The sequence below is a fragment of the Streptomyces sp. NPDC002825 genome (assembly GCF_040295385.1).
GTDB lineage: Bacteria > Actinomycetota > Actinomycetes > Streptomycetales > Streptomycetaceae > Streptomyces.
Genome location: NZ_JBEOVH010000010.1, coordinates 74,155 through 98,555, shown reverse-complemented (window position 1 = coordinate 98,555; position 24,401 = coordinate 74,155). Strand labels below are relative to the sequence as shown.

The 24,401-nt window shown below is 71.3% G+C and carries 22 protein-coding genes; 7 read left to right on the top strand and 15 right to left on the bottom strand.

Translation table 11 applies throughout. The annotated features are described in order from the left end of the window. Positions 1-3: 3 nt before the first annotated feature. Both ABT041_RS15700 and ABT041_RS15695 read right to left on the bottom strand, forming a co-directional pair. Positions 4-537 carry an alkyl hydroperoxide reductase gene (locus tag ABT041_RS15700; protein WP_030222466.1) on the bottom strand — a complete coding sequence of 178 codons (534 nt, stop codon included), beginning with the start codon at positions 535-537 and terminating at the stop codon, positions 4-6. A gap of 13 nt (positions 538-550) precedes the next feature. Continuing rightward, positions 551-1,105 (bottom strand): peroxiredoxin, encoded by a 555-nt coding sequence (locus ABT041_RS15695; RefSeq protein WP_351184263.1) that lies wholly within the window; start codon positions 1,103-1,105, stop codon positions 551-553. A 133-nt stretch (positions 1,106-1,238) separates the two neighbouring features. Between ABT041_RS15695 and ABT041_RS15690 the strand changes: the two genes are divergently transcribed. Continuing rightward, positions 1,239-2,204: a LysR substrate-binding domain-containing protein gene (locus tag ABT041_RS15690; RefSeq protein WP_351184261.1), complete on the top strand. Its 966-nt coding sequence runs from the start codon at positions 1,239-1,241 to the stop codon at positions 2,202-2,204. Between the two features lie 96 nt (positions 2,205-2,300). On the opposite strand, the gene ABT041_RS15685 is transcribed toward ABT041_RS15690, so the two are convergent. From ABT041_RS15685 to ABT041_RS15675, 3 genes are read right to left on the bottom strand one after another with little or no spacing between them, the layout of a single operon-like run. Further along, positions 2,301-4,664: an FtsX-like permease family protein gene (locus ABT041_RS15685; RefSeq protein ID WP_351184259.1), complete on the bottom strand. Its 2,364-nt coding sequence runs from the start codon at positions 4,662-4,664 to the stop codon at positions 2,301-2,303. Next, positions 4,661-5,344: an ABC transporter ATP-binding protein gene (locus tag ABT041_RS15680; RefSeq protein WP_351184257.1), complete on the bottom strand. Its 684-nt coding sequence runs from the start codon at positions 5,342-5,344 to the stop codon at positions 4,661-4,663. The genes ABT041_RS15685 and ABT041_RS15680 overlap by 4 nt, the downstream gene beginning before the upstream one ends. Then, positions 5,341-5,865, bottom strand: a complete 525-nt coding sequence (locus ABT041_RS15675; protein ID WP_030692793.1) for a PadR family transcriptional regulator — start codon at positions 5,863-5,865, stop codon at positions 5,341-5,343. The genes ABT041_RS15680 and ABT041_RS15675 overlap by 4 nt, the downstream gene beginning before the upstream one ends. A 288-nt stretch (positions 5,866-6,153) precedes the next feature. Here ABT041_RS15675 and ABT041_RS15670 point away from each other — a divergent pair, with 288 nt between their 5' ends. Further along, positions 6,154-8,370: a transglycosylase domain-containing protein gene (locus ABT041_RS15670; protein WP_351184255.1), complete on the top strand. Its 2,217-nt coding sequence runs from the start codon at positions 6,154-6,156 to the stop codon at positions 8,368-8,370. Positions 8,371-8,439: 69 nt separating this feature from the next. Here ABT041_RS15670 and ABT041_RS15665 read toward each other — a convergent pair whose 3' ends face one another. The 3 genes from ABT041_RS15665 to ABT041_RS15655 all read right to left on the bottom strand — a co-directional run bounded on the left by ABT041_RS15665 (position 8,440) and on the right by ABT041_RS15655 (position 12,958). Next, entirely contained in the window at positions 8,440-10,464 is a 2,025-nt protein-coding gene (locus tag ABT041_RS15665; RefSeq protein ID WP_351184253.1) for a SpoIIE family protein phosphatase, read from the bottom strand. A gap of 311 nt (positions 10,465-10,775) precedes the next feature. After that, positions 10,776-11,441, bottom strand: a complete 666-nt coding sequence (gene fomD, locus ABT041_RS15660) for a cytidylyl-2-hydroxypropylphosphonate hydrolase (RefSeq protein WP_351184251.1) — start codon at positions 11,439-11,441, stop codon at positions 10,776-10,778. A gap of 116 nt (positions 11,442-11,557) precedes the next feature. Continuing rightward, the gene (locus tag ABT041_RS15655; RefSeq protein WP_351184249.1) at positions 11,558-12,958 is read right to left on the bottom strand and encodes a class II fumarate hydratase; all 1,401 of its coding nucleotides are present in this window, start codon (positions 12,956-12,958) and stop codon (positions 11,558-11,560) included. Positions 12,959-13,065: 107 nt separating this feature from the next. Between ABT041_RS15655 and ABT041_RS15650 the strand changes: the two genes are divergently transcribed. Beyond that, positions 13,066-14,595, top strand: coding sequence for a ricin-type beta-trefoil lectin domain protein (locus ABT041_RS15650; protein WP_351184247.1), 1,530 nt, complete (start codon positions 13,066-13,068; stop codon positions 14,593-14,595). Positions 14,596-14,663: 68 nt separating this feature from the next. Here the strand turns inward: ABT041_RS15650 and ABT041_RS15645 are convergent, their stop codons facing one another. Beyond that, entirely contained in the window at positions 14,664-15,290 is a 627-nt protein-coding gene (locus tag ABT041_RS15645; protein ID WP_351184245.1) for a lipoprotein, read from the bottom strand. A gap of 115 nt (positions 15,291-15,405) precedes the next feature. On the opposite strand from ABT041_RS15645, the gene ABT041_RS15640 reads away from it, so the two are divergent. Next, a complete protein-coding gene (locus ABT041_RS15640; protein ID WP_351184243.1) occupies positions 15,406-15,906 on the top strand; it encodes a dirigent protein in 501 nt (166 codons plus the stop codon). A 5-nt stretch (positions 15,907-15,911) separates the two neighbouring features. Here the strand turns inward: ABT041_RS15640 and ABT041_RS15635 are convergent, their stop codons facing one another. Then, complete coding sequence (locus ABT041_RS15635; protein ID WP_351184241.1) at positions 15,912-16,532, bottom strand: HAD family acid phosphatase; 621 nt, start codon at positions 16,530-16,532, stop codon at positions 15,912-15,914. A gap of 206 nt (positions 16,533-16,738) precedes the next feature. Beyond that, positions 16,739-18,409, bottom strand: coding sequence for a fumarate hydratase (locus tag ABT041_RS15630; RefSeq protein WP_351184239.1), 1,671 nt, complete (start codon positions 18,407-18,409; stop codon positions 16,739-16,741). A gap of 238 nt (positions 18,410-18,647) precedes the next feature. On the opposite strand from ABT041_RS15630, the gene ABT041_RS15625 reads away from it, so the two are divergent. Both ABT041_RS15625 and ABT041_RS15620 read left to right on the top strand, forming a co-directional pair. Next, complete coding sequence (locus ABT041_RS15625) at positions 18,648-19,367, top strand: DUF1707 SHOCT-like domain-containing protein (protein WP_351184238.1); 720 nt, start codon at positions 18,648-18,650, stop codon at positions 19,365-19,367. 229 nt (positions 19,368-19,596) lie between these two features. Next, the gene (locus ABT041_RS15620) at positions 19,597-19,968 is read left to right on the top strand and encodes a WhiB family transcriptional regulator (RefSeq protein WP_030692804.1); all 372 of its coding nucleotides are present in this window, start codon (positions 19,597-19,599) and stop codon (positions 19,966-19,968) included. A 95-nt stretch (positions 19,969-20,063) separates the two neighbouring features. Here ABT041_RS15620 and glpX read toward each other — a convergent pair whose 3' ends face one another. After that, positions 20,064-21,098, bottom strand: a complete 1,035-nt coding sequence (gene glpX, locus ABT041_RS15615; protein WP_041131039.1) for a class II fructose-bisphosphatase — start codon at positions 21,096-21,098, stop codon at positions 20,064-20,066. Between the two features lie 117 nt (positions 21,099-21,215). Between glpX and ABT041_RS15610 the strand changes: the two genes are divergently transcribed. After that, positions 21,216-21,749, top strand: coding sequence for a DUF4245 domain-containing protein (locus tag ABT041_RS15610; RefSeq protein WP_351184235.1), 534 nt, complete (start codon positions 21,216-21,218; stop codon positions 21,747-21,749). Between the two features lie 74 nt (positions 21,750-21,823). On the opposite strand, the gene ABT041_RS15605 is transcribed toward ABT041_RS15610, so the two are convergent. The 3 genes from ABT041_RS15605 to xseA form a co-directional block, all read right to left on the bottom strand. Next, entirely contained in the window at positions 21,824-22,414 is a 591-nt protein-coding gene (locus ABT041_RS15605) for a malonic semialdehyde reductase (protein ID WP_351184233.1), read from the bottom strand. Between the two features lie 270 nt (positions 22,415-22,684). Then, positions 22,685-22,948, bottom strand: a complete 264-nt coding sequence (locus tag ABT041_RS15600; RefSeq protein WP_351184231.1) for an exodeoxyribonuclease VII small subunit — start codon at positions 22,946-22,948, stop codon at positions 22,685-22,687. A gap of 35 nt (positions 22,949-22,983) precedes the next feature. After that, positions 22,984-24,201 (bottom strand): exodeoxyribonuclease VII large subunit, encoded by a 1,218-nt coding sequence (gene xseA, locus ABT041_RS15595; protein ID WP_351184229.1) that lies wholly within the window; start codon positions 24,199-24,201, stop codon positions 22,984-22,986. Between the last annotated feature and the right edge of the window lie 200 nt (positions 24,202-24,401).

The following is a 24,401-nucleotide window of genomic DNA, read 5'->3' as shown; positions in this document are numbered from 1 at the left end:
GCCCTACTCGGCGAGGACGGCCTCCGCGTCGAGCGTGACGCCGACCGCCTGGATCACCGCGGCGATCTTCACGGCCTCCTGGATCGTGGCGCGGTCGACACCGGCCTGGCGCAGGACCTGCTCGTGCGAGTCCAGGCACTGGCCGCAGCCGTTGATCGCGGAGACGGCCAGCGACCACAGCTCGAAGTCGACCTTCTCGACGCCCGGGTTGCCGATGACGTTCATCCGCAGGCCGGCGCGCATCGTCCCGTACTCGGGGTCCGACAGCAGGTGCCGGGTCCGGTAGAAGACGTTGTTCATCGCCATGATCGCGGCGGCGGACTTGGCGGCCTGGTACGCCTCGGGCTTCAGGTTCGCCTGGGCCTCGGGCTCCAGCTCCTTGAGCACCTTCGGCGAGCGCGAGGCGATCGCGCAGGCGAGGACGGTGCCCCACAGCTGCTGCTGCGGGAGGTCGCTGTTGCCGATGACGGAACCGAGGTTCAGCTTCAGGTCCTTGGCGAAGTCCGGTATGGCGGACTTCAGTTCGTCGAGAGCCATGTCGGATCCGCCCTTACTCGCCGGCGAGGAGCGCGGCGGCGTCGAGGGTGTTCTCGCCCTTGTTCCAGTTGCACGGGCAGAGCTCGTCGGTCTGCAGGGCGTCGAGGACCCGCAGGACCTCCTTGGGGTTACGGCCGACGGAGCCGGCGGTCACCATGGTGAACTGGATCTCGTTGTTCGGGTCCACGATGAAGACGGCACGCTGGGCGAAGCCGTCCTCGCCCTCGACGCCGCAGTCGCGCATGAGCTCGTGCTTCGAGTCGGCGAGCATCGGGAAGGGCAGGTCACGCAGGTCGGCGTGGTCCTTGCGCCAGGCGTGGTGGACGAACTCGGAGTCGCCGGAGACACCGAGGATCTGCGCGTCACGGTCGGCGAACTCGTCGTTCAGCTTGCCGAACGCGGCGATCTCGGTCGGGCAGACGAAGGTGAAGTCCTTCGGCCAGAAGAACACCACGCGCCACTTGCCCTCGTAGGACTTGTGGTCGATCTGCGCGAACTCCTTGCCGCTCTCCAGCGACACGCAGGCGGTCAGGTCGTAGGCGGGGAACTTGTCACCGACAGTGAGCACGCGCTCTCCTTGCAGGGTGGAAGGTGCCCTTTTGGGGTCTTCCGTGAGGGGTTGGACGGCTCACAGCATGGCACGGAGTGCATTGATCAGTGAAATAGCTAGAGTGGGTCGTGTTGATCGAAGGTGGTTATCAGTGGCATCCCCGTACAGCCCCCCGCACGGCCCGCACCGAGGCAAACAGCCCAGCCTCTCGCAGCTCAGAGCGTTCGCGGCGGTCGCCGAGCATCTGCACTTCCGCGATGCGGCGGCCGCCATCGGCATGAGCCAGCCCGCGCTCTCGGGCGCGGTTTCGGCTCTCGAAGAGGCACTCGGTGTCCAGCTCCTCGAGCGTACGACGCGGAAGGTGCTGCTCTCGCCCGCCGGGGAGCGGCTCGCGGTCCGAGCCCGGACGGTCCTCGACGCGGTGGCCGAGCTGATGGAGGAGGCGGAGGCCGCCCAGGCCCCCTTCACCGGCGTCCTCCGGCTCGGCGTGATCCCCACCGTGGCGCCCTATCTGCTGCCCACCGTCCTGCGGCTGGTCCACCGCCGCTACCCCGAGCTCGACCTCCAGGTCCACGAGGAGCAGACCTCCTCGCTCCTGGAGGGACTCACCGCGGGCCGGCTCGACCTGCTGCTGCTCGCCGTGCCGCTCGGCGTGCCGGGCGTCGCCGAACTTCCCCTCTTCGACGAGGACTTCGTCCTGGTCGCCCCGGAAGGGCACCCGCTGGCCGGGCGGGACGACATCCCGCGCGAGGCCCTCAGGGAGCTCCGGCTGCTGCTCCTCGACGAAGGGCACTGCCTGCGCGACCAGGCGCTCGACATCTGCCGGGAGGCCGGGCGCAGCGACGGCGCGGAGGTCACCACCACCGCTGCCGGGCTCGCCACCCTGGTCCAGTTGGTCGCCGGCGGCCTGGGGGTGACCCTGCTGCCGCGCACCGCCGTGACCGTGGAGACCGCCCGTAACACCGCGCTGTGGACCGGGACGTTCGCCGAACCGGCGCCCTCGCGGCGGATCGCCCTCGCGATGCGGACGGGCGCGGCCCGGAGCGCCGAGTTCGAGGAGCTGGCCCGCGCCCTGCGCGGGGCGATGGAGGAGCTTCCGGTACGGGTGCTGGGCTGACCTCGTAAGGGTGCTCTCGTACGCGTGAGGGGCGCCGGTTCCCGACACCCCCCGGTGCCGGGAACCCGCGCCCCTCTCGTACATGCGGACGGCGGATTACTCCGTGCGCAGCCCGTCCGCGCGCATCAGCCGCCACAGCACCGGCATGCTCAGCAGCGTCACGGCCGCGATCAGGCCGAGGCCGATCCCGGCCACGGGCAGGAACACCCACCAGTCGTCCACCGGCTGCCCGCCCATCTTCAGCAGGACGACGCCGAGTCCGAGGCCGCCCGCCACGGCGAGGACCAGCCCCAGGACGATCGGCACCGCCGTCTGCCAGAGGACCGACCAGCTCAGGGTCGACCGCCGGGTGCCGAAGGCGACGAGCGAGGACAGCAGCCGCTTGCGGTCCCGCAGCTGCTCCAGGGTCGTGACCAGGAGCGAGGCCGCCACCAGGAGCATCGTCAGGGTGGAGCCGACGAGGATGCCGGTGCGGACGCTGGAGAACGCGGCGTCGCGCTGGGTGTCCTTCAGGGTGCGGACCAGGGACGTCGGATCGATGTCCGCCGCCGTGTTCCGTACGAGGTCGGCGGCGTCGGGCACGGCCGGGTCGAGCCGGACCATGGCCTGCGCGTCGGGCTCGTCGAGGACGGCGGCGCCGATCGCCTTCGGGGTGGCGAGGACGCCGTACTCGTACATGCCCGTCGGGTCCGGCCGGGAGTCCACGACCTTGGCCGTGGCCGGGATCCGCCACTCCGGCAGCGGCCCCTTCGGGCGCTTCGGCGCGCCCGGGTGCGGGTCGCGCAGCGCGACCGTGGCGCCTGGCGGGGCCGTTTTGGTGACGAGGGAGTCGTCCGGGTTGCCCTGCGCGCCGTGCGCGAGGAAGACGAAGACGTCGCCGTCCGTGCAGGACGGGAGCGTGGCGAACTCCCGGAGGGAGGCGCAGTCGCCGACCCGGAGCGAGGCCATCGGGGAGAACTCCTCGCCCTCCTTCAGGGGTCCTGGCCGCCACACGGACGACCTGACGATGCCGGACACGCCGGTGACGCCCTCGGTCCGCCGGAAGCGGTCGATCATCCCGCGGGCCTCGTCGGCGTCCCGGGCGTCGATGTCGATCACGAGCTGGGCGCGGGAGGTGTCCTCGCCCGTGACCTGCGTGAAGTCGCTCTCCATCGCCTGGAACAGCATCTGCAGCGCGATCGCCCCCGTCGCCGCGACCACGATGCCGCTGACCGCGCGGGCCGCCGTGCCACTGCTCAACTGGAGCCTGCGGACCGCCAGCTGCCAGGCCACCGGCCCGGCGTGCAGCCGCTTCACGCCCGCCTCGACGAGCCATGGCAGAAGGGTGGTGAGCCCGATCAGGACGAGCGTGGTGCCGGTCACGACGCCCACGGTGTCGACGCTGGTCTCGCTCATCTCCACGTCGCCGATGAGCGGGGCGAGGAAGGCCGCGCCGGCCGCGAGGATCAGCAGCCGCCACCACAGCCGGCGGCGGCGCGGCGCGGAGGTGCGGACGACACCGAGCGGTTCGATCGCCACCCCGCGCAGCGCGAAGAGCGTGACCACGACCGAGGCGACCGGGACGACGGCGAGGACGAGCGCGGTCAATGCGGTCATCGGCACGACGTCGGACGGGTAGGCGTTGACGTCCCAGACGGTGAAGGCGCCGGCGAACTGCCGTCCCACCGCGAAGAGTCCGAGGCCCGCGAGAAGGCCGAGCAGTGCGCCCGCGAGGGACTCGCCGGCCGCGATCCGCCGGGTCATGGCGGTGTCCGCGCCGACGAGGCGCAGCGCCGCGAGCCGCCGGTCGCGCTGCTCGCCGCCGAACCGGACGGCTGTCGCGATGAAGACGAGCACCGGCAGGAGCAGGACGACACAGGCGACGATCACGAGGAGGACCAGGAAGGCGTTCATCGGCTCGTCGGGCACCGACCAGCCGTAGCGGGTGCCGCGCCCGTCGAAGTTCTCCGCGTCGAGGAAGTCGACGTGGGCGACGTACCGCAGTTCGGCCGGGCCGATGAGTCCGGCCGGCCCGATCGTCCCCACGACCCTGTAGGGGAGGCGCTTCTTGAGGAGGGCCCCCTCGGGGGAGTCGAGCAGCTCGCCGAGCTCGGGGGAGACCAGCATCTCGCCGGTCCCGGGGAACTTCGCGGCGCCGGGCGGGACGGGGGGTGCGTCGCCTTCGGGGCGGAGCAGGAGTCCGCTGATGACGTCGTCGCGGTAGGCCGTGGTCTGTGCGAGGTGCAGGAAGCTGTCGGGCCGTGGGGAGTCGACCTGTTCGCTGCCGTCGACGGCGCGGACCGCCTCCCGTACCTCCCGTTGGAAGAGCATGTTCGGAAAGGAGGCGGCGAGCAGCAGCAGGGCCACGCCGAAGCCGACGCCGAGCGAGGTCAGGACGGTGCGGAGCAGGCCGGAGCGGCCGCCGGTGACGGCGAACCGGGCGCCGAGCGTCAGGTCGCGGGCCCAGGTGCCGAGGCTCATGCGGCCCACTCCGCGTCCCGTACCGAACCGTCCCGTACGACGACCTCGCGGTCGGAGTACGCGGCGACCCGGGCCTCGTGGGTGACGAGGACGACGGCGGCTCCGGTGTCCCGGGAGGCGTCCGTGAGCAGGGTCATGACCCGCTCGCCGTTGAGGGAGTCGAGTGCGCCGGTCGGCTCGTCGGCGAAGATCACGCGCGGGGCGGTGACGAGGGCGCGGGCGACGGCGACGCGCTGGCCCTGGCCGCCGGATATCTCGCCGGGGCGCTTGCCGCCGACGGTGTCGACCTCCAGGCGGGCGAGCCACTCGACGGCCTTCGCCTCGGCCGTCCTGCGCTTCTCGCCGTTGAGGCGGAGCGGGAGGGCGACGTTCTCGACGCAGGTCAGTTCGGGGACGAGCTGGCCGAACTGGAAGACGAAGCCGAAGTCGGTACGGCGCAGGGAGCTGCGCGCGCCGTCGGAGAGCGCGGTGAGCTCGCGTCCGTCGTAGGTGATGGTGCCGGCGTCGGGGCGCACGATGCCTGCCAGGCAGTGCAGGAGCGTGGACTTGCCGGAGCCGGAGGGGCCCATGACGGCGACGACCTCGCCGGCCCGGAGGGCGAAGTCGGCGCCGGCGAGGGCCGGGGTCGGGCCGTAGGCCTTGTGCAGGCCGGTGGCGCGCAGAAGGGGGGAGGCGGTCATCGGCGGATCTCCTCGGCGAGCGCGTCGAGACGGGCGGCGGTCAGTTCGAGCCAGCGCAGGTCCGCTTCCAGGTGGAAGAGGGCGTGGTCGCAGATGAGCTGGTCGGCGAGGTCGCCGTCCCGCTTGCGCCGGGTGAGCTCGCGCATCAGGCGCAGGTGCTCGGCGCGCTGGGTGTCGAGGATCTCGGCGGCGCCGCGGCCGGTGAGCAGGGCCAGGACGACCTTGGTGTAGAGCGTGGACTGGAGGTACGGCTCCGGCTTCTCGGGGGTGGCGAGCCACTGGGCGACATCGGTGATGCCGGCCTCGGTGATCGCGTACCGCTTGCGCTCCGGGCCGCCGCCGGCCTCGATGCCGTCGACGACGACGAGGCCGTTCTTCAGGAGGCGGGACATGGTCGAGTAGACCTGGCCGTAGTGGAGCGGCCGGTCCTGGCCGAACTTCTCGTCGAAGGCGCGCTTGAGGTCGTAGCCGTGGCGCGGGCCGGACTCCAGGAGCCCGAGGAGGGTGTGACCGATGGACATGCACACCACTGTACACCCGGTGTATACGCACGATGTATAGCCGCGTCCGACGCGCCAAGAGGCCCTTTCCCCAGGGGAGATCACTAAGCGGAATCAAACCTTCACGCAACCATCCGCCCGGCCCGAGCGTCGGTTCCTCTGGGCGTGGGTGCTGATTCTCACGTCCGGAAAAGACGTGATCGGTTGTCCTTTGTCCGCCTCGTCGGTGTTAGCTTGCTGAGCTGATCCGGCGCGGACGGGCTCAGCACCGAGGGCGCCGGACATACGACGAGCGGAGCGACTGGAGACATGGGCCGACCGGACAAGGGCAAGGCGAAGAAGCGCGGCATACGCCGTCTCTTCACCTGGAAGAAGCTCCTGGGCACCTTCTTCGTGTTCTGCCTGCTCGGCATGGGCGCCCTCTACGTCGTCTACCTGATGGTCCCGGTGCCGACGGCCAACGCCGAGGCGACGATGCAGAGCAACATCTACAAGTACTCCAGCGGCAAGATCCTCGCCCGCACGGGCAAGATCAACCGTGAGATCGTCGGCCTCGACAAGATCCCGCTGGAGGTCCAGAAGGCGTTCGTCGCCGCCGAGAACAAGACCTTCTACAAGGACAACGGCGTCGACATCAAGGGCACCACCCGCGCCGCCTGGAACACCGTCACCGGCAAGGGCAAGCAGGGTGGTTCGACCATCACCCAGCAGTACGTCAAGAACTTCTACCTGAGCCAGGACCAGACGGCCACGCGCAAGCTCAAGGAAATGGTCATCGCCATCAAGGTGGACCAGAAGATGAGCAAGAGCGACATCCTCGCCGGGTACATGAACACCAGCTACTACGGGCGCAGCGCCTACGGCATCCAGGCCGCCGCCCGCGCGTACTACGGCGTCGACGCCACCCAGCTCACCACCGCGCAGGGCGCCTACCTCGCCTCGCTGCTCCAGGCCCCCAACCAGTACGACTGGACCTCGGCGAACGCCACCGGCCGCAAGCTCGTCGAGGAGCGCTGGAACTACGTCCTCGACAACATGGTCGGCGAGGGCTGGCTCAGCTCCACCGAGCGGGCCGCGATGAAGTTCCCCGTCCCGCAGAAGCCCAAGCCCGCCCCCGGCATGGAGGGCCAGACCGGCTACATCGTCGAGGCCGCCAACCAGGAGCTGATGCGCCAGGGCGTCAAGGAGGAGGACATCAAGGCCGGCGGCTGGACGATCACCCTCAACATCGACGAGAAGAAGCAGAAGGACCTCGTCAAGGCGGTCGACAAGCAGCTGGAGTCCAAGCTCGACCGCAAGGGCGACAAGAAGCAGGCCACCGTCCAGGCCGGTGCCACCTCCGTCGACCCGAAGACCGGCGCGGTCGTCGCGATGTACGGCGGCGTCGGCGCCACCGAGCACTGGATGTCCAACGCGACCCGCCGCGACTACCAGCCCGCCTCCACCTTCAAGCCGCTCGTCCTCGCCTCCGCCGTCGACAACCGCGCGGTCACCCAGGACGGCCGGAAGATCGGCCTCGGCACGATCTACGACGGCACCAGCAAGCGCCCGGTCGTCGGCAGCCCCATCGACTTCGCGCCGGAGAACGAGGACAACGAGAGCTACGGCCCCGTCACCGTCCAGAAGGCCACCAACAGCTCGATCAACTCGGTCTACGCCCAGATGATCGTGGACGTCACGCCGGCCAAGGCCAAGAAGACCGCCCTCGCCCTCGGCATGAAGGATGGCGCGGACTTCCCCGAGAGCCCCGCGATCTCCCTCGGAACCATGGGCGCCTCGACGATGGACATGGCCGGCGTCTACGCCACGCTCGACAACCACGGCAAGAAGGTCACCCCGACCCTGGTGAAGACCGCCACCCACAAGGACCGCACGGTCCAGGGCGCCAAGGCGATCGGCGAGCAGGTCATCAGCCGCGAGGCCGCCGACACCGCCACCCAGGCGATGACCGGCGTCGTGAAGAACGGCTCCGGCTTCCGCGCCGCCGGCGACTACGAGGCCGCCGGCAAGACCGGCACCTCGGAGAACAACCGCTCCGCCTGGTTCGTGGGCTACACCCCCGAACTCGTCACCGCCGTCGGCCTCTTCGGCGAGGACGCCCAGGGCAACCAGGTCACCCTCACCGACACCATCAACGAGGGCCGCGCCAACGGTGGCCGCACGCCCGCCCAGATCTGGGGCGACTACACCGAGCGCGCGCTGAACGGCGGCTCGGACGCGAGCTTCGACCTGGAGACCGACGGAGCCGCCCCGGACGGCACCGTGCCGGAGCCGACCGCCACCAGCGAGGCGCCCGAGACGGAGGAGCCGACCGAGGAGCCGACCACGGCCCCCACGGGCCCGTCGGCCCCGCCGACCTCGACCGCCACCACCCCGCCGCAGCCGACCGGCGACCCCGTCACCACGCCGCCGGAGCCCACCCAGGAGCCGACCGCGACCGTGGAGCCGACGACCGCGCCGACGACGGTCCAGCCGCCGGACGCGGGCGACCCCGTCGCGAACACCACGGTGCGCCCGTCCCGCTGACGCCACGACCGAAGGCCGGACCCCTCGCAGGGGGTCCGGCCTTCGGTCGTTCTCACAGGCGTACGGGGGTCAGGTACGGGTCGCCAGCTCGAACCAGACCACCTTGCCGCCCGACAGGCGCGTCGCCCCCCACCGCCGGGCCAGCCGGTTCACCAGGAAGAGACCGCGCCCGCCCTCGTCCGTGTCCCGCGCCCGCCGCTGCCGGGGCAGCTGCGGGGAGTCGTCGCCGACCTCGCAGCGCAGCACGTCCGTACGGAGCAGCCGCAGCGTCACCGGACGCTCCGCGTACCGCACGGCGTTCGTCACGACCTCGCTGATCAGCAGCTCGACCGAGTCCGTCAGGTCCTCCAGGTCCCAGCGGGCGAGCGCCCGCCGGGCGAGCCGGCGGGCCCGCCCCGGAGCGGCGTCCTCCGGCTCCAGGAACCAGTACGCGACGTCGCTCGGCGCGATCCCGTCGAACCGGGCCGCGAGCAGCGCGATGTCGTCGTCCCGGTCGCCCGGGCCCAGCATGTCCAGGACGTCGTCGCAGAGCGCTTCGAGCGGCGGCGAATGGTCCGGGCCGGTCAGCTGCGCGGTCGCCGCGAGGCGCTCCCGCAGCTGCTCGATCCCCGTCCACACGTCCCGCAGCCGGGACTCGACGAGCCCGTCCGTGTAGAGCAGCAGCGTGGCGCCGGCCGGGGCGTCCAGCTCGACCGCCTCGAAGTCCACGCCGCCGACCCCGATCGGGGCGCCGGGCGGGACGCGCAGCACCTCGGCGCGGCCGCCCAGGTGGAGCAGTATCGGCGGCGGATGGCCGGCGTTGGCGACGGTGATCCGGTGCGAGACCGGGTCGTACACCGCGTACATGCAGGTCGCCATGCGGTTCTCGCCGAGCCGCTGCGCCTGCTCGTCCAGGTGGTGCAGGACCTCCTGCGGCGGCAGGTCGAGACCGGCCAGGGTCTGCGCGGTGGTGCGCAGCTGGCCCATGATGGCCGCCGAGGTCATGGAGTGGCCCATGACGTCGCCGACGACCAGGGCGACCCTGCTGCCGGGCAGCGGGATCGCGTCGTACCAGTCGCCGCCGACCCGGGCCGTCTCGGCCGCGGGCAGATAGCGCGAGGCCAGCTTGACGCCGGTCGGCTGCGGCAGCGAGTCCGGCAGCATCGTCCGCTGGAGCTCGTCCGCGATGTACGCCTCACGGCCGTACAGGACGGCCTTGTCGATGCCGAGGGCCGTGTGCGTGGCCAACTGGGCGGCGACGAGCAGGTCGTTCGGCTCGAAGCCGGCCCGCTCGGGGCGGCGCAGGAACACGGCCGCGCCGATCACCCGGCGCCGGCCGCGCAGCGGCGCGAGGACCGCCCGCAGTCCGCCGGGCAACGGGTGCTCGGGGCCGAGCAGTTCGGTGAGGGCCGACTTCGCGGCCGCGGAGTCGCCGAAGACCGGGCGCACCCCGCGCAGCACCTCGGCGAGCGCCCCGCCGTTCCGCACCTCGCAGAGTTCGGCCGCGGGGGTCGGATCGGGATCGGGTACGAGGACGAGCTCCTCGCCCTCCAGATCGCTTAACCGGAGCCGGTCCGTGCGGCGCAGGCGCAGCACGAACGGCGCCACCGGCCGCTCGTCGCCCACCGGGAGCGGGTCGCGGAGGTAGACCAGGATCTCGTCGGAGAAGGTCGGCACGGTCGCCCGGCACAGGCCCAGGACGATCTCGTCCAGGTCGATGCCGCGTGCGATGCGCCGGGTCGCGGCTCCGACGAACCGCAGCCGGTCGCCCTCCCGCCGCGCGGAGGTGTCCCCGCCGCGCGCCCCGCCGGGGTGCTGCGGGGAGACGGCGACGGCGACCGCACCGGGGGAGCCGAGGTGGCCCGGGCCGCCGGAGGTGTCCGGGTGGGCCGTGCCGCCGGTCGTGTCGGGGTGGGCGGTGCCGCCCGTCGTGTCCGGTGCGGTGGGCTGGGCGGGTACCTCCGCGCCCGGAGTCGCGGGGGTCGCCGGGCCGCCCGGCTTGCCGGGCACGTCGGAGGGCAGGCCGGGCGCCGCCTCCTGGCGAGGGCGCGCGCGTTCCTGCGACCGGGCAGCCAGGGGCTGCCGGCCTTCGTGGGAGGTGGGATGCTCCGTCACGCGTGGGATTCCGTCCGTCCGGGCCGGTGGTGCGATGCACTCGCTCTTCTCGCCGATGCCGCGCCTTCGGCGGGGGTAAACCCCTCGTATGCAGCGGATGTGGACGTTCCGCGAGCTGCGGCAACGGCAGGGGTCCGGGCACCCGGGCGCACGTCCGGCACTGCTCTCCCCCTCGTGGATGACTTCTGGTCAGGTCCTGTGCTGTGCTGAGTCTTTGACGTGCTGTTCGGTCGGTCTGACGTGGTGTTCGGTCCGTCTCTGCCGTGCGGAGGACGATCCTACGTTTGAACCCCGGGGGCGCATCAAGGGTCTCACGGCGCCGTGTGCGCCGGAGTGCGATCCCAGTCCGCCGGCAGTTCCGGAACCCGCCACCCCGGATCGGGCCGCCAGTCCTCCCAGCCGTCCGCGAACGGCGTCCCCCACCTCTTGATGCGCTCCACCGCCCGCTCCCCGGCCGCCCGCACCCGGGCGGCCTGCGCCGGGCTCATCAGGCCGGACCGCTGGGCCTGCGCGAACTCGTCCTCGTCCCGCCACAGCCAGCTGCGGTCGGGGTAGACGGAGATGTCGAGGAAGTGGTCCTCGGAGTCGAGGCCGCCGGACCAGCGGACCCGCGGCTCCTCGAGGTTCACGTACCAGCTGCGGAAGCGCCAGCCGCGCTCCCAGAACAGCCACACCGACCACGGCTCGTCGGGCCGCGCCAGCTTGAGCACCCCGCTGCCGGCCCAGCGGGTGCGCTCGGTGGTGCGCGGGGCGGTGTAGCGGGTGGCGAGCGGCTCCTCGTGGACGGCCGTGCCGTCGGCGAGCACCGGACGGACGCACTCGGTGTCGGGCGCCATCCAGACCGCGAGCAGCTCGGGCGTGTCCTGCACGACCGTCACCGGCCGGCAGATGTGCACCGCTCCGGTGCCGTTGCCGCGGTAGCGCCAGAGGATGTGATCCCCCGGCGCCCAGTGCTGAGAGCCGTCCGATCCTGTCATGCGCAGATCTTAGGGGCGCGCTCCCACGACCGCTGCGGCACAGATCACCAAGCAGTCGGCTACCGGTCACGGAGGAGTCGGCTACCGGCCGGTCACCCCCGGCCGGTCCGCCGGGCCTACGGGTGGGTCATGCGCAGCACGTCCAGCGCCTCGTCGAGCTGCTCGACCGTGAGGTCGCCGCGCTCCACGTAGCCGGACTCGAGGACCACCTCGCGGATGGTCTTCCGCTCGGCGAGGGACTTCTTCGCGACCTTCGCGGCCTCCTCGTACCCGATGTACTTGTTCAGCGGGGTGACGACGGAGGGCGAGGACTCGGCGTACTCGCGGGCGCGCTCCACGTTCGCCGTGATGCCGTCCACCGTGCGGTCGGCGAGCAGCCGGGAGGCGTTGGCCAGAAGCCGTACGGATTCCAGGAGGTTCTTGGCCATCACCGGGAGCATCACGTTGAGCTCGAAGTTCCCGGCCGCGCCCGCCACCGCCACCGTGGTGTCGTTTCCGGTCACCTGGGCGGCGACCATCAGGACCGCCTCGGGGATCACCGGGTTCACCTTGCCCGGCATGATCGAGGAACCGGGCTGGAGGTCGGGGAGGTTGATCTCGGCGAGGCCGGTGCGCGGGCCGCTGGCCATCCAGCGCAGATCGTTGGCGATCTTGGTGAGGGAGACGGCGATGGTCCTCAGCTGCCCGGACGTCTCCACCAGTCCGTCACGGGCGCCCTGGGCCTCGAAGTGGTCGCGGGCCTCCGTCAGCGGCAGCCCGGTGGCGCGGGCGACCTCGGCGATGACGGCCGCGGAGAAGCCGGCCGGGGTGTTGATGCCGGTGCCCACCGCCGTGCCGCCGAGGGGGAGTTCCGCGAGCCGGGGGAGCGAGGTGCGCAGCCGCTCGGCGCCGTACCGGACCTGGGCCGCGTAACCGCCGAACTCCTGGCCCAGGGTGACCGGAGTGGCGTCCATCAGATGCGTACGGCCCGACTTCACCACGGACGAGAATTCGGCCGATTTTCGCTCCAGGGAGGCGGCCAGGTGATCGAGGGCGGGGATCAGGTCGCGGGTGACGGCGGCGGTGGCCGCGATGTGGATGGAGGAGGGGAACACGTCGTTCGAGGACTGCGAGGCGTTGACGTGGTCGTTGGGGTGGACCTCGCGGCCCTCGGGGAGCCGCTCGGTGGCGAGGGTGGCGATCACCTCGTTGGTGTTCATGTTGGAGGAGGTGCCCGAGCCGGTCTGGAAGACGTCCACGGGGAAGTGCTCGTCCCAGCGGCCCTCGGCGACCTCGTCGGCCGCCGCGACGATCGCCTCCGCGCGGTCCTTCTCGATCACCCCGAGCTCGGCGTTGACCTTGGCCGCGGCGGCCTTGATGCGGGCCAGGGCCTCGATGTGGGCGCGCTCGAGGCGCTGGCCGGAGACCGGGAAGTTCTCCACGGCCCGCTGGGTCTGCGCGCGCCACTTGGCGTGCGCGGGGACCCGCACCTCGCCCATGGAGTCGTGTTCGATGCGGTAACCGTCGTCGTTTCTCATGCTGCGTCAACCTCCATAAAAAGATGAGCACTTGTCTTGTTCGATGTATTCCCAAGGCGCGTACCGGCCAGTAAAAACCGTGGGTAACCCCACTTCCAGGAGGCGCAATGAAGCGCACCAGGTACAGACTCCGCTGGCCCGTCGCGGCCGTCGCCGCCGCCGCGGCGGCCCTCGGCAGCATGACCGCCGCCGCCCCCGCCGGCGCGGCCGACACGAGCACCACGGCCGGAATCACCTCCGTACCGCTCTCTCCCGAGCTGGAGGCGATCCGGGCGGCCGAGGCCACCAAGATCTACGGCAGCCCCGAGGAGCGCCCGCTCGCCGAGCGCAGGACCGGCCTGATCTCCCTCGGCGACAGCGAGATCTCCGGCGAGGGCGTCGGCACGTACGAGTCGCCCACCAACGGGCCCACCAACTGGTGCCACCGCTCCCCGGACGCCGCCATCCACCGCACCGGGATCCCCGCGGACCTCACGTTCAACGTGTCCTGCTCCGGCGCCTACACCGGGAACATCCGGATCGGCGGCTCCAAGCAGTACGCCGACGAGCTCGTCCAGAGCGACAACCTCGCCATCAAGGCCCGCAACACCCGCATCAAGATGGTCCTGCTCGTCGCCGGCGCCAACGACGACCTGCAGTTCGGGCCCGTCATGACCGACTGCGTCGAGCGGTACGTGCTCAGCCAGGGCCCCTGCGAGCCCAAGTACGCCCCCGGCTGGCAGGCCCGCGTCGACGGCCTCGTCCCCAAGGTCGAGCAGACCGTCCGCGACCTCAGGACCGTCATGCGCGACGCCGGGTACGCCGACGGCGACTACAAGCTCGTCGTCATGGGCTACCCCAGCCCCATCGGCCCCGACTTCTACGACAACCCGAACTTCCCCGGCAAGCTCGCCTGCGGCGGCATGGGCTACGACTCCGACACCAAGTGGGGCCGCAACACCGCCGTCCCCGCCTTCGAGCGCGGCATGCGCAAGATCGCGGCCGACACCGGCGCCACCTACCTCGACAACTCGCGCCTCTTCCACGGCCACGAGGTCTGCATGGAGGACACCTGGGCCCGGGGCCTCTACATCGACCTCTCCAAGCCCGGCGGACTCGACGAGAACTCCGTACGCCAGTCCTTCCACCCCAACAGGAGCGGCCACGGCGCCTTCGCCTCCTGCCTGACCCAGATCTACAACTCGGGCCTGCGCGAGGCGGGCTGCGCCGACGTCAACTCCTCCGGCACCCCGACGCTCTTCCCGCTCGCCTGGGACGACGCGTACCAGCCGCTGAGGAACCAGGCGACCGGCAACTGCGTGGACGTCAACGCCTCCGAGTCCGCCAACGGCACCGCCGTCCTCGGCTGGGACTGCCACGGCGGCCGCAACCAGGGCTGGTGGTACGACTCCGCCAGGAAGACCGTCCACACCCAGCTCACCCAGGACCGCTGCCTGGACGTGCCCGGAGCCGCCTACCAGCCGGGCAAGGCGCTCATCGTCTGGAACTGCAGCGGCGCCGCCAACCAGAAGTTCGTCCGTGACGGCGCCACGATCCGGCCCGCCGCCGCGACCGGACTCTGCCTCGCCCAGGGCGCGGCGAAGGAGCCGATCAGGCTCCAGAACTGCGACGGCTCCGCGAACCAGAAGTTCGTGTAGCCGCCGCTCGGGAACGCCGTGGCCCCTCGTCCGGTGCGGGACGGGGGGCCACGGTCATGTCCGAGACGCTAGAGCGCCTTCACGGTGCTCTTCGCCAGCTCGTAGGCCGGGAGCATCGCCCGGTGCTCGTCGGTGTCGAGACCGCCGAGGTGGACGATGACCGTCCCCTTCGGGGTGGAGACGGCGAAGGCCCGCTTCTCCTCGCCGTCGACGGTGTACGTCACCTCGGTCGCGGGCAGCGCGCCCGCCTTCGTCTCGCGGTAGGCGACCGCCGAACTGCCCTTCTCCGCCGTCACGAAGCCTTCGAGAGCCGTCCGCGCCGGGCCCTTCGGCGCCGTCCACACCCGCAGATAGCCGATGTTCCCGGACGGCTTGGCGTCGACCTCGCAGCGGACGGTGACGGGGCCCTGCCGCGTGAGTGCCGCGAACTCCGGGTCCTCGGGGTTCTTGACGGCCTCCGGCTTCCAGTCCTCCGCGACCGAGAAGGAGACCGGCAGCGCGCAGGCCGAACCGGGACCGCCGAGGGTCGCGGCGGCCTTCACCGTCTCCGGCTTCGCCGACTCCGACTTCGCCGTCTCCGGCCTCGCGGGCGCGGCCGGCTCCGGGGTCGTACCGCAGGCGGTCAGCAGCAGTCCGGCCGCCGCCACGAGGGCGGCGGGAAGGGCCGTACGTATCGGTCGTGCTCTCTCTGGCATGGCGCCATGATCCCCGACGCGGCCGCCCCGGATTGCGCCGGACGGGCGAATCCGTCGTGATCGCCGCACAATGTGAAGCGTGCCGAGGGGGACCCCCACCCACGGGAGGCAGGACATGACCCGCAGCTTCAGGAGGATCGGCGCGCTCTGCGCCTGTACGGTCGCGGCGGTCACCTTCGCCGCCGCTGCCCCCGCCCAGGCCGACGACGGAGACGGCTTCGAGTTCACGCTCTACGCCAAGGAGGTCCCGGCCTCCGGGGCGAGCGAGAGCGGGCCGCCACCCAAGGTCGGGGAGGTCTTCACGGTCGCCGACGACCTGTACAAGACCAAGGGCGGCAGCAAGGTCGGCCGCGACGGCGTGACCTGCGCCGTCGTGCGTGTCTCCGGGGACCAGGCCGACGTGAACTGCGTGGGCACCTTCGTCCTGAACGGCGGACCGGGCGGACAGCTCACCGCCCAGGCCCTCGTCACCTTCGACATCTCGAACGCGGCGCCGGCCGCCTACGACGTCGCCATCACCGGGGGCACCGGCGACTTCACGCAGGCGCGTGGCTACGTGAGCACGACCCCCGACGGGGACTACTCACGGCTGGAGTTCCACGTCACCAAGCGCTGAGCCCGTCACGACAGCTTGCCGCCGTAGTCCGGGAGCTTGAAGGCGCGCTCGGCGTGTCCGCCGACGAGGTCGGTCGTGTTGTTGCCGATGTTCGCGATGATCGTGTAGCCCTTGGCCTCGATCTCGGCGCGCTTCTCGGTCTTGTACGCGCTGACCTCGGCGAACAGGTCGGGCAGCGAGCGCACGTACAGCCCGTCGACGGGGTAACCGGCCTTCTTCAGGTTCCAGTCCGTCAGGGAGTAGATGATCCCGGGGCGGGCGGTGACGAAGAAGACGGCCACCCCGCGCGCGTGGGCGTCGTTGACGAGCGAGCGCACGTCCGCGATGGCCGGGGTCGGCAGCTCCCAGAACGGGTGGAAGTCCGTCTCCAGGGAGCTGTTGTCGATGTCGAGGACGATGGCCTGCTTCTCGCGGCCGGCGTTCTCCGAGCGCGCCTCGATGTACGGGCGGGCCTCGGCGACGACGGCCGCGACGTCGTGGCGCCAGGTCGTGTAGTCGACGTCCGCGAGGGCAGCGGCCGAGGTGAGGTGGGTGTCGGGGTCGGCGGCGGAGGCGGCGGGCGCGGCGCCGACGACGAGGACGGCGGTGAGGCCGAGGGCCGCGGCGGTGGTCTTGGCGGAGGGCATGGGGGGCTCCCGAGTGGGTCGAACCGGCTCAGTGGTTGACATGCTCGCGACCCATACTGGCCAGTAGGTGACGGGAGGGCTACCGGTCGGTAGCGACTTTCTGAGCGAAGATCGACGCGCGGGAACGACAGCGCCCCCCGGCCCGGAAGGACCGAGGGGCGCCGCGAGAGCTCTACGGGATCAGCCGAGGCAGGAGCCTTGGGAGATCAGGCGAGACCGGGACCGCGCACCGGGATGTGCGTGAAGGTCGGCTCCGGGGCCGGGTTCTGGAAGAAGTCGTTGCCCTTGTCGTCCACCACGATGAACGCCGGGAAGTCCTCGACCTCGATCTTCCAGACCGCCTCCATGCCGAGCTCCTCGTACTCGACGACCTCGACCTTCTTGATGCAGTCCTGCGCCAGACGGGCCGCCGGGCCGCCGATCGAGCCCAGGTAGAAGCCGCCGTGCGCGCCGCACGCGTCCGTGACCTGCTTGCTCCGGTTGCCCTTGGCCAGCATGACCTTCGAGCCGCCCGCCGCCTGGAACTGCTCCACGTACGAGTCCATGCGGCCGGCCGTCGTCGGACCGAAGGAACCGGAGGCGTAGCCCTCGGGGGTCTTCGCGGGGCCCGCGTAGTAGACCGGGTGGTCCTTCAGGTACTGCGGCATCTCCTCGCCCGCGTCCAGGCGCTCCTTGATCTTGGCGTGCGCGATGTCGCGCGCCACGACCAGCGGGCCGCTGAGGGACAGACGGGTCTTGACCGGGTACTTGGTCAGCTCGGCGAGGATCTCGTCCATGGGCTGGTTGAGGTCGATCTTCACGACGTCACCCGCCTCGTCCAGGTGGGAGTCCTCGGTCTCCGGCAGGAAGCGCGCCGGGTCGGTCTCCAGCTGCTCCAGGAAGACGCCCTCGGCGGTGATCTTCGCGACGGCCTGGCGGTCGGCCGAGCAGGACACGGCGATCGCGACGGGCAGCGAGGCGCCGTGACGGGGGAGGCGGACGACGCGGACGTCGTGGCAGAAGTACTTGCCGCCGAACTGCGCGCCGATGCCGATCTTCTGCGTCAGCTCGAAGACCTTCTCCTCCAGCTCCTTGTCGCGGAAGCCGTGGCCGGTGGTGGCGTCGCCCTCGGTGGGCAGCTCGTCCAGGTAGTGCGCGGAGGCGTACTTCGCGGTCTTCAGCGCGAACTCGGCGGAGGTTCCGCCGACGACGATCGCCAGGTGGTACGGCGGGCAGGCCGCCGTGCCGAGCGAACGGATCTTCTCCTCCAGGAACTTCATCATGGAGGCCTCGTTCAGGACCGCCTTGGTCTCCTGGTAGAGGAAGGACTTGTTGGCCGAGCCGCCGCCCTTGGCCATGAAGAGGAACTTGTACGCGCCGCCGTCCGTCGCGTACAGCTCGATCTGCGCGGGCAGGTTCGAGCCGGTGTTCTTCTCCTCCCACATGGTCACCGGGGCCATCTGCGAGTAGCGCAGGTTCAGCTTGGTGTACGCGTCGTAGATGCCCTTGGACAGGGCCTCCTCGTCACGGCCGGAGGTCAGCACGTTCTGGCCGCGCTTGCCCATGACGATCGCCGTGCCGGTGTCCTGGCACATGGGCAGCACGCCCGCGGCCGCGATGTTCGCGTTCTTGAGGAGGTCGAGCGCGACGAACTTGTCGTTGCTCGACGCCTCCGGGTCGTCGATGATCCGCCGCAGCTGGGCCAGGTGGGCCGGGCGCAGGAAGTGCTGGATGTCGTGGATGGCCTCGGCGGCCAGCTTGCGCAGCGCCTCCGGCTCGACCTTGAGGAACGTACGGCCGTCGGCCTCGAAGGTGGAGACACCTTCGGAGGTCACCAGGCGGTAGGGCGTGGTGTCCTCTCCCAGGGGGAGCAGATCGGAGTACGCAAACTCAGGCATGACGGGGGCCATTCCTCACTCGGCAGACAGCTGCGCCGCCTCCGTTGGCGGCGCGCCCTCCAGCGTATGACGCGGCGGCCGCCCCGATCCTGTGAGGTAAGGCTCAGTAGGGGCTGGGAGCGCACCGGAATGGCGTGTTTCCGTGCCCGCGTCGACGCGGCCGGGGGTGTCCCCTAGGGGACGGGACCAGGGTCTGTCCCTCTGGTCGCGATCTATCGCGTTTCGCTAGGCTGGCTCCGTGGACCTCGAAAAGCAGCCCGAACCCGAGAAGCAGCCGCAGCCGCAGCGGCCGGCCGCCCCCGCCGAGCCCGCTCTCGCCGGGCCCGCCTACGCCGATCCGCAGGGCTCGCTGCGGGCCTCGGATGCGGACCGGGACCGCATCGCGGACATCCTCAGGGACGCCCTGGCCGAGGGCCGGCTCGACGCCGAGGAGCACTCGGACCGGATCGACGCGGTCTACCGGGCCAAGACCGTCGGGGAGCTGGAGCCGATCGTCCGCGACCTGCCGGCCGCCCGCAGCACGCGCGAGCCCGAACCGGCCTTCGCCTGGGGCTCGGACGGTCCCGAGGGTCCCGCGGAGAACCTCGTCGCGATCTTCTCCAGCAACACGCGCAAGGGCCGCTGGCGGGTGAGCCGCCGGACGAACGCCTTCGCCCTCTTCGGGAACGTCGAGATCGACCTGACCGAGGCGATCTTCGCCCAGCGGCTGACCACCATCAACGCCACCTCCATCTTCGGCAACGTGGAGGTGCGGGTCCCGGAGAACATCAGCCTGCGCGGCAGCGGCAGCGGCATCTTCGGGAACTTCGAGGTCGTGACCCTCGAAGGGGTCGACCCGCAGGCCCCGGTCGTCGTCATCAACGGCTACTCGGTCTTCGGAAACGTCGAGGCCAGACCCAAGCGCGGCAAGTGGATCACCGACCTCCAGGGCAGGCTCCGCAAGCACCTCGGGCACTGACGACCGGGGGCTCCCGCAGCGACTCCCCGGCCCCGCGCCCGTGAGCTCTTCCGGGAGTCGTTCCGTGAGCTGTTCCGTGAGCCGTTCCCGGCGCCCCTGGAGGTGACCGGAATTCGCCCTCGGGTATCCGCAGTGCGGAACGGCGGGGCACGCAGTGCATAGGCGCGCGCACAGCGGGTAGGGCTGGTGCATCGCCGCTCGCTCGCGAAGCCGTCGTCAGGAGTAGACCGTGCTGCAACTGCCGCATCAGCCCCTCCAGGTCGCCGCCGTACCCCCTCAGCGCGCCCCTGCCCGGGAGGACGAGGCCGGTCCATGGCACGCGGAGGCGGTGTGCCGCCGGGACGAAGCCGGGCTCTTCTTCGCGCCCTCCAAGGAGCCGACCGCCGCGCGGCTCGCCCGCGAGGAGGCGGCCAAGCGGGTCTGCGCGCGCTGTCCGGTCATGGTCGAGTGCCGGGAGCACGCCCTGCTGCAGCCCGAGCCGTACGGGGTGTGGGGCGGGCTCACCGCGGCGGAGCGCCGCGTCGTCCTCGCCCGGCGCCGGCGGCGCGAGGTGGAGCTTCGGAAGGCCGCGGCGACCGAGCGGATCGCCCAGGCGGGCTGACGGCACCGCGGAGACCTTCGCCCGCGCCCGTACGAGAAGGGGCGCCCCCACCGCACATGGGGGCGCCCCTCTTCGTACCGTCGCGTGCTGAAGCGTTACTTCGCGCGGTCGAAGTCGATCTGGCTGTACGCGCGCAGCTTCGACAGGCGGTGCGTGGAGTCGATCTGGCGGATCGTGCCGGACTTCGAGCGCATGACCAGCGACTGCGTGGTCGCCGTCTCGGCGCGGTAGCGCACGCCGCGCAGCAGCTCGCCGTCGGTGATGCCGGTCGCGACGAAAAACACGTTGTCGCCGGAGACCAGGTCGTTCGTGGAGAGCACACGGTCCAGGTCGTGGCCCGCGTCCAGCGCCTTCTGGCGCTCGGCGTCGTCCTTCGGCCACAGCTTGCCCTGGATCACGCCGCCGAGGCACTTGATGGCGCAGGCGGAGATGATGCCCTCGGGCGTGCCGCCGATGCCCATGAGCATGTCGACGCCGGTGCCCTCGCGGACGGCCATGATCGAACCGGCGACGTCGCCGTCCGAGATGAACTTGATCCGGGCGCCGGTCTCGCGGATCTCCTTGACGATGCCCTCGTGGCGCGGGCGGTCCAGGATGACGACCGTGATGTCCTCGGGCGAGGAGTTCTTGGCCTTGGCGACCCGGCGGATGTTGACCGAGACGGGGGCGTTGATGTCGACGAAGTCGGCGGCCTCGGGGCCGGTGACCAGCTTGTCCATGTAGAAGACCGCGGACGGGTCGAACATGGTGCCGCGGTCGGCGGCGGCCAGGACGGCGATCGCGTTCGGCATGCCCTTGGCGTTGAGGGTGGTGCCGTCGATCGGGTCGACGGCGATGTCGACCTCGGCGCCGGTGCCGTCGCCGACCCGCTCGCCGTTGAAGAGCATCGGGGCTTCGTCCTTCTCGCCCTCGCCGATGACGACGACGCCGTTCATCGAGACGGTGGAGATCAGGGTCCGCATGGCGTTGACCGCCGCCCCGTCCGCGCCGATCTTGTCGCCGCGGCCGACCCAGCGGCCGGCGGCCATGGCGGCGGCCTCGGTGACACGGACCAGCTCAAGGGCGAGGTTGCGGTCGGGGGCCTCGGGAGAAACGACAAGCTCGGGCGGAAGGTGGTGGTGCTCGGTCATCGGTGCGCACCTTTCTGTACGGCGACGGCCGGAAAAAAGAGGGTGCTGCGACTCTATCGGTACGTCGACAAAATGAGCAGAGGGGCCCACGTATGAGCACAACACCATGATGCGACCATGGTGGGCGTGGCAGGTATGCGAGGCAGGCAGACGGTACGCGGGATGTTCCAGTCCCTCGGGGTGATCATGGTCGCCGCGGGCGTGATGTATCTCTTCATCCCGCACGACGAGAGCGCGGACCCGGTCAAGGCGAAGGACTACCGGGTCGAGCTCCTGACGGCCCAGCGGGCGGCGCCGTATCCGGTGCTGGCCCCCGAGGGCCTGGGCGAGGGCTGGAAGGCGACGGTCGTCTCGTACAAGCGCGAGAAGTCCGACGCCTGGCAGCTCGGTTTCCTCTCCCCGGACACCCAGTACGTGGCCGTGAACCAGTCCACGGCCGAGCCGGGGAAGTTCGTGCCCGAGGTGACCCAGAAGGCCAAGAACACCGGGAAGACCCAGACGGTCGCCGGTCAGGTCTGGCAGCGCTGGGAGGGCCCGAAGTACGACGCGCTCGTCCGCACGGAGAACGGTGCGACGACCGTGGTGACCGGCACGGCCTCCTTCGAGCGGCTGGCCGAGATGGCCGGCTCGCTGCGGTCGCAGAAGGTCTGATCCGCGGGCGCACGGAGATACGGAGAAGGGCCCCGCACTCGTGGAGTGCGGGGCCCTTCCGTGTGCCGTCAGGCTCAGACGGTGGTGACGACCTCGTCGTAGGAGAGGCGCGGGGAGCGCGGGAACCAGGCGTCCTCGCCCGGCTTGCCGATGTTGACGACCATCAGCGGGGTGTGGTCGTCGTCCAGGAACTCCTTCTGGACGCCGGCGAAGTCCAGGCCGGTCATCGGGCCGGCGGCCAGGCCGGCGGCGCGGACGCCCACGATGAAGTACGCGGCCTGGAGGGCGGCGTTCAGCAGGGCGGAGCCCTCGCGGGTCGGGCGCTCGGCGAAGAACATGTCCTTGGCCTGCGGGAAGTGCGGGAGCAGGGCCGGGAGCTCCTCGTGGAACTCGTTGTCGGCGGAGAGGATCGCGACCAGCGGGGCGGCGGCGGTCTTGGCCTGGTTGCCCTCGGCCATGTGCTTCACCAGACGCTCACGGGCCTCGGGGGAGCGGACCAGGGTGATGCGCAGCGGGGTCTGGTTGAAGGCGGTGGGGCCGTACTTCACCAGGTCGTAGATCGCCTGGACCTGCTCGTCGGTCACCGGCTCGTCGGTGAACGTGTTGGCGGTGCGGGCCTCACGGAAGAGGAGGTCCTGGGCGACGGCGTCAAGGGCGAGAGACATGCTGCGTACCTTCCGGACTGCAAAAGGGGGTCGCTCGTACGGGGGTCGAGCGATGTCTCGACAGTACGCCGCCGATTGGTGAAAATTCAACCAATCCATCCGGATAGTGATCCGGTTCACGTGAAGTTTACATGCGGGGGCGCGGGGGCGCGGGGGTGAAGGGGCGTTGCGGCGGGCGGGCTCACGGGCCCGGGGCCACGGAGCCACTGGCCTACCGGCTGCGGCCCACCGGCCCACGGCTCACCGGCCCCGGCGTACTGGCCCGTCGGCCTACTCGTCGTCCCCGTCCTCCGCCTCGGCGGCGCGCTCCGCCGCCAGGGAGGCGTCGAGACGGGCCCGCGCCCCCTCCAGGCGGCGCCGGCACACCTTCGCCAGCTCCTCGCCGCGCTCCCAGAGCGCGAGTGACTCCTCCAGGGACGTCCCGCCCGCCTCCAGCCGCCGGACGACCTCGATCAGCTCGTCCCGAGCCTGCTCGTAGCCGAGGGCCGCCTCCTCCGCGCTCGTCTCCGTACCGGTGTCCGTACCCGCTGCCATGTGCCGCTCCATCCTTGGTTTCCGTTTCCGTTCGCTCAGGCCGGGTCGGCCACGCGCCGCACCGTGAACTCGCCCTCGGCGACCCTGGCCCGCAGCTCCTCGCCCTCCGCGACCTCCTCGGGCGAGCGGACCACCACGCCGTCCGACCGCTGGAGCACCGCGTACCCCCGCTCCAGCGTCGCGGCGGGCGACAGCGCCCTGACCCGCGCCCGCGTGTGCGAGAGCTCCGAGTCCGCCCGGTCCAGGAGGTGGCCGAGGACCCGCCGGCTCCGGGCGAGGAGCGCCGCGAGCTCGTCCTCGCGGACCTCGACCATGCGCTGCGGGTGCTCCATGACGGGCCGCGCGAGCGCGTGCGCGAGGCCGCGCTCCTCGCGCTCCAGGAGCCCGCGCACGGTCCGCAGCGCCCGGTCCCTGAGGCCGCGCACCCGGTCCAGCTCCTCGCCGACGTCCGGGACGACCTTCTTGGCCGCGTCCGTCGGAGTCGAGGCGCGCAGGTCGGCCACGAGGTCGAGCAGGGGGGAGTCCGGCTCGTGGCCGATGGCGGACACCACCGGCGTACGGCACTCGGCCACCGCGCGGACCAGCTGCTCGTCCGAGAACGGCAGCAGGTCCTCGACGCTGCCGCCGCCGCGGGCGACGATGATCACGTCCACGTCCTCGTGGGCATCCAGCTCCTTGACCGCCTGGATGACCTGGGGGACCGCCTTCACGCCCTGCACCGCGACGTTCCGCACCTCGAAGCGGACGGCGGGCCAGCGCCGGCGCGCGTTCTCCAGGACGTCCCGCTCGGCCGCCGAGGCGCGGCCGCAGACCAGGCCGACGAGGTGCGGCAGGAACGGCAGCGACTTCTTCCGGTCGAGCGCGAACAGACCCTCCGAGGCGAGGCTCCGCTTGAGCTGCTCCAGACGCGCGAGCAGCTCGCCGATGCCGACGGGCTTGATCTCCACGGCCCGCAGCGACAGCTGCCCGCGCGGGGCGTACCACTCGGGCTTGGCGTGCACGACGACCCGCGCGCCCTCCGAGACGACGTCGGCGACGGCGTCGAAGACCTGGCGGTAGCAGGTGACGCCGATGGAGATGTCGTACGAGGGATCCCGCAGCGTCAGGAAGACGACCCCGGCGCCGGGGCGCCGCGACAGCTGCGTGATCTGCCCCTCGACCCAGATGGCCCCGAGCCGGTCGATCCACCCCCCGATCATCCGGGAGACCTCACCGACGGGAAGAGGCGCTTCTGCGGACGTAGTCAGACCCATGGACCGAGCGTAACCGCGCGGTACGACAACGTCAGGGGCGCGGCGGGGTGCGGGTCGGGTCGGGGCCGTTCCGGGCCGCTTCACGCGGGGGTGAACGTGAGAGTCTCTTGGGGCCGCGTCCCACGGGCGGGTATCCGAGGCCCCTCTACGCGCCCGGGCCGTTTGGATCCGTTCCCACGCGCGGCGTGGGCGTCCGGCCC

Coding starts and splice junctions, on each gene's coding strand:
- ABT041_RS15685 (WP_351184259.1), bottom strand. CDS start 4,664: ATGAGCCTCGGCACCTGGGCCCGCGACCTGACGCTCGGCGCCCGGTTC.
- ABT041_RS15655 (WP_351184249.1), bottom strand. CDS start 12,958: ATGAGAAACGACGACGGTTACCGCATCGAACACGACTCCATGGGCGAG.
- ABT041_RS15680 (WP_351184257.1), bottom strand. CDS start 5,344: ATGACCGCCTCCCCCCTTCTGCGCGCCACCGGCCTGCACAAGGCCTAC.
- ABT041_RS15675 (WP_030692793.1), bottom strand. CDS start 5,865: ATGTCCATCGGTCACACCCTCCTCGGGCTCCTGGAGTCCGGCCCGCGC.
- ABT041_RS15630 (WP_351184239.1), bottom strand. CDS start 18,409: ATGCCTGAGTTTGCGTACTCCGATCTGCTCCCCCTGGGAGAGGACACC.
- ABT041_RS15700 (WP_030222466.1), bottom strand. CDS start 537: ATGGCTCTCGACGAACTGAAGTCCGCCATACCGGACTTCGCCAAGGAC.
- ABT041_RS15670 (WP_351184255.1), top strand. CDS start 6,154: ATGGGCCGACCGGACAAGGGCAAGGCGAAGAAGCGCGGCATACGCCGT.
- ABT041_RS15650 (WP_351184247.1), top strand. CDS start 13,066: ATGAAGCGCACCAGGTACAGACTCCGCTGGCCCGTCGCGGCCGTCGCC.
- ABT041_RS15600 (WP_351184231.1), bottom strand. CDS start 22,948: ATGGCAGCGGGTACGGACACCGGTACGGAGACGAGCGCGGAGGAGGCG.
- ABT041_RS15635 (WP_351184241.1), bottom strand. CDS start 16,532: ATGCCCTCCGCCAAGACCACCGCCGCGGCCCTCGGCCTCACCGCCGTC.
- glpX (WP_041131039.1), bottom strand. CDS start 21,098: ATGACCGAGCACCACCACCTTCCGCCCGAGCTTGTCGTTTCTCCCGAG.
- ABT041_RS15640 (WP_351184243.1), top strand. CDS start 15,406: ATGACCCGCAGCTTCAGGAGGATCGGCGCGCTCTGCGCCTGTACGGTC.
- xseA (WP_351184229.1), bottom strand. CDS start 24,201: ATGGGTCTGACTACGTCCGCAGAAGCGCCTCTTCCCGTCGGTGAGGTC.
- ABT041_RS15645 (WP_351184245.1), bottom strand. CDS start 15,290: ATGCCAGAGAGAGCACGACCGATACGTACGGCCCTTCCCGCCGCCCTC.
- fomD (WP_351184251.1), bottom strand. CDS start 11,441: ATGACAGGATCGGACGGCTCTCAGCACTGGGCGCCGGGGGATCACATC.
- ABT041_RS15610 (WP_351184235.1), top strand. CDS start 21,216: ATGGTGGGCGTGGCAGGTATGCGAGGCAGGCAGACGGTACGCGGGATG.
- ABT041_RS15605 (WP_351184233.1), bottom strand. CDS start 22,414: ATGTCTCTCGCCCTTGACGCCGTCGCCCAGGACCTCCTCTTCCGTGAG.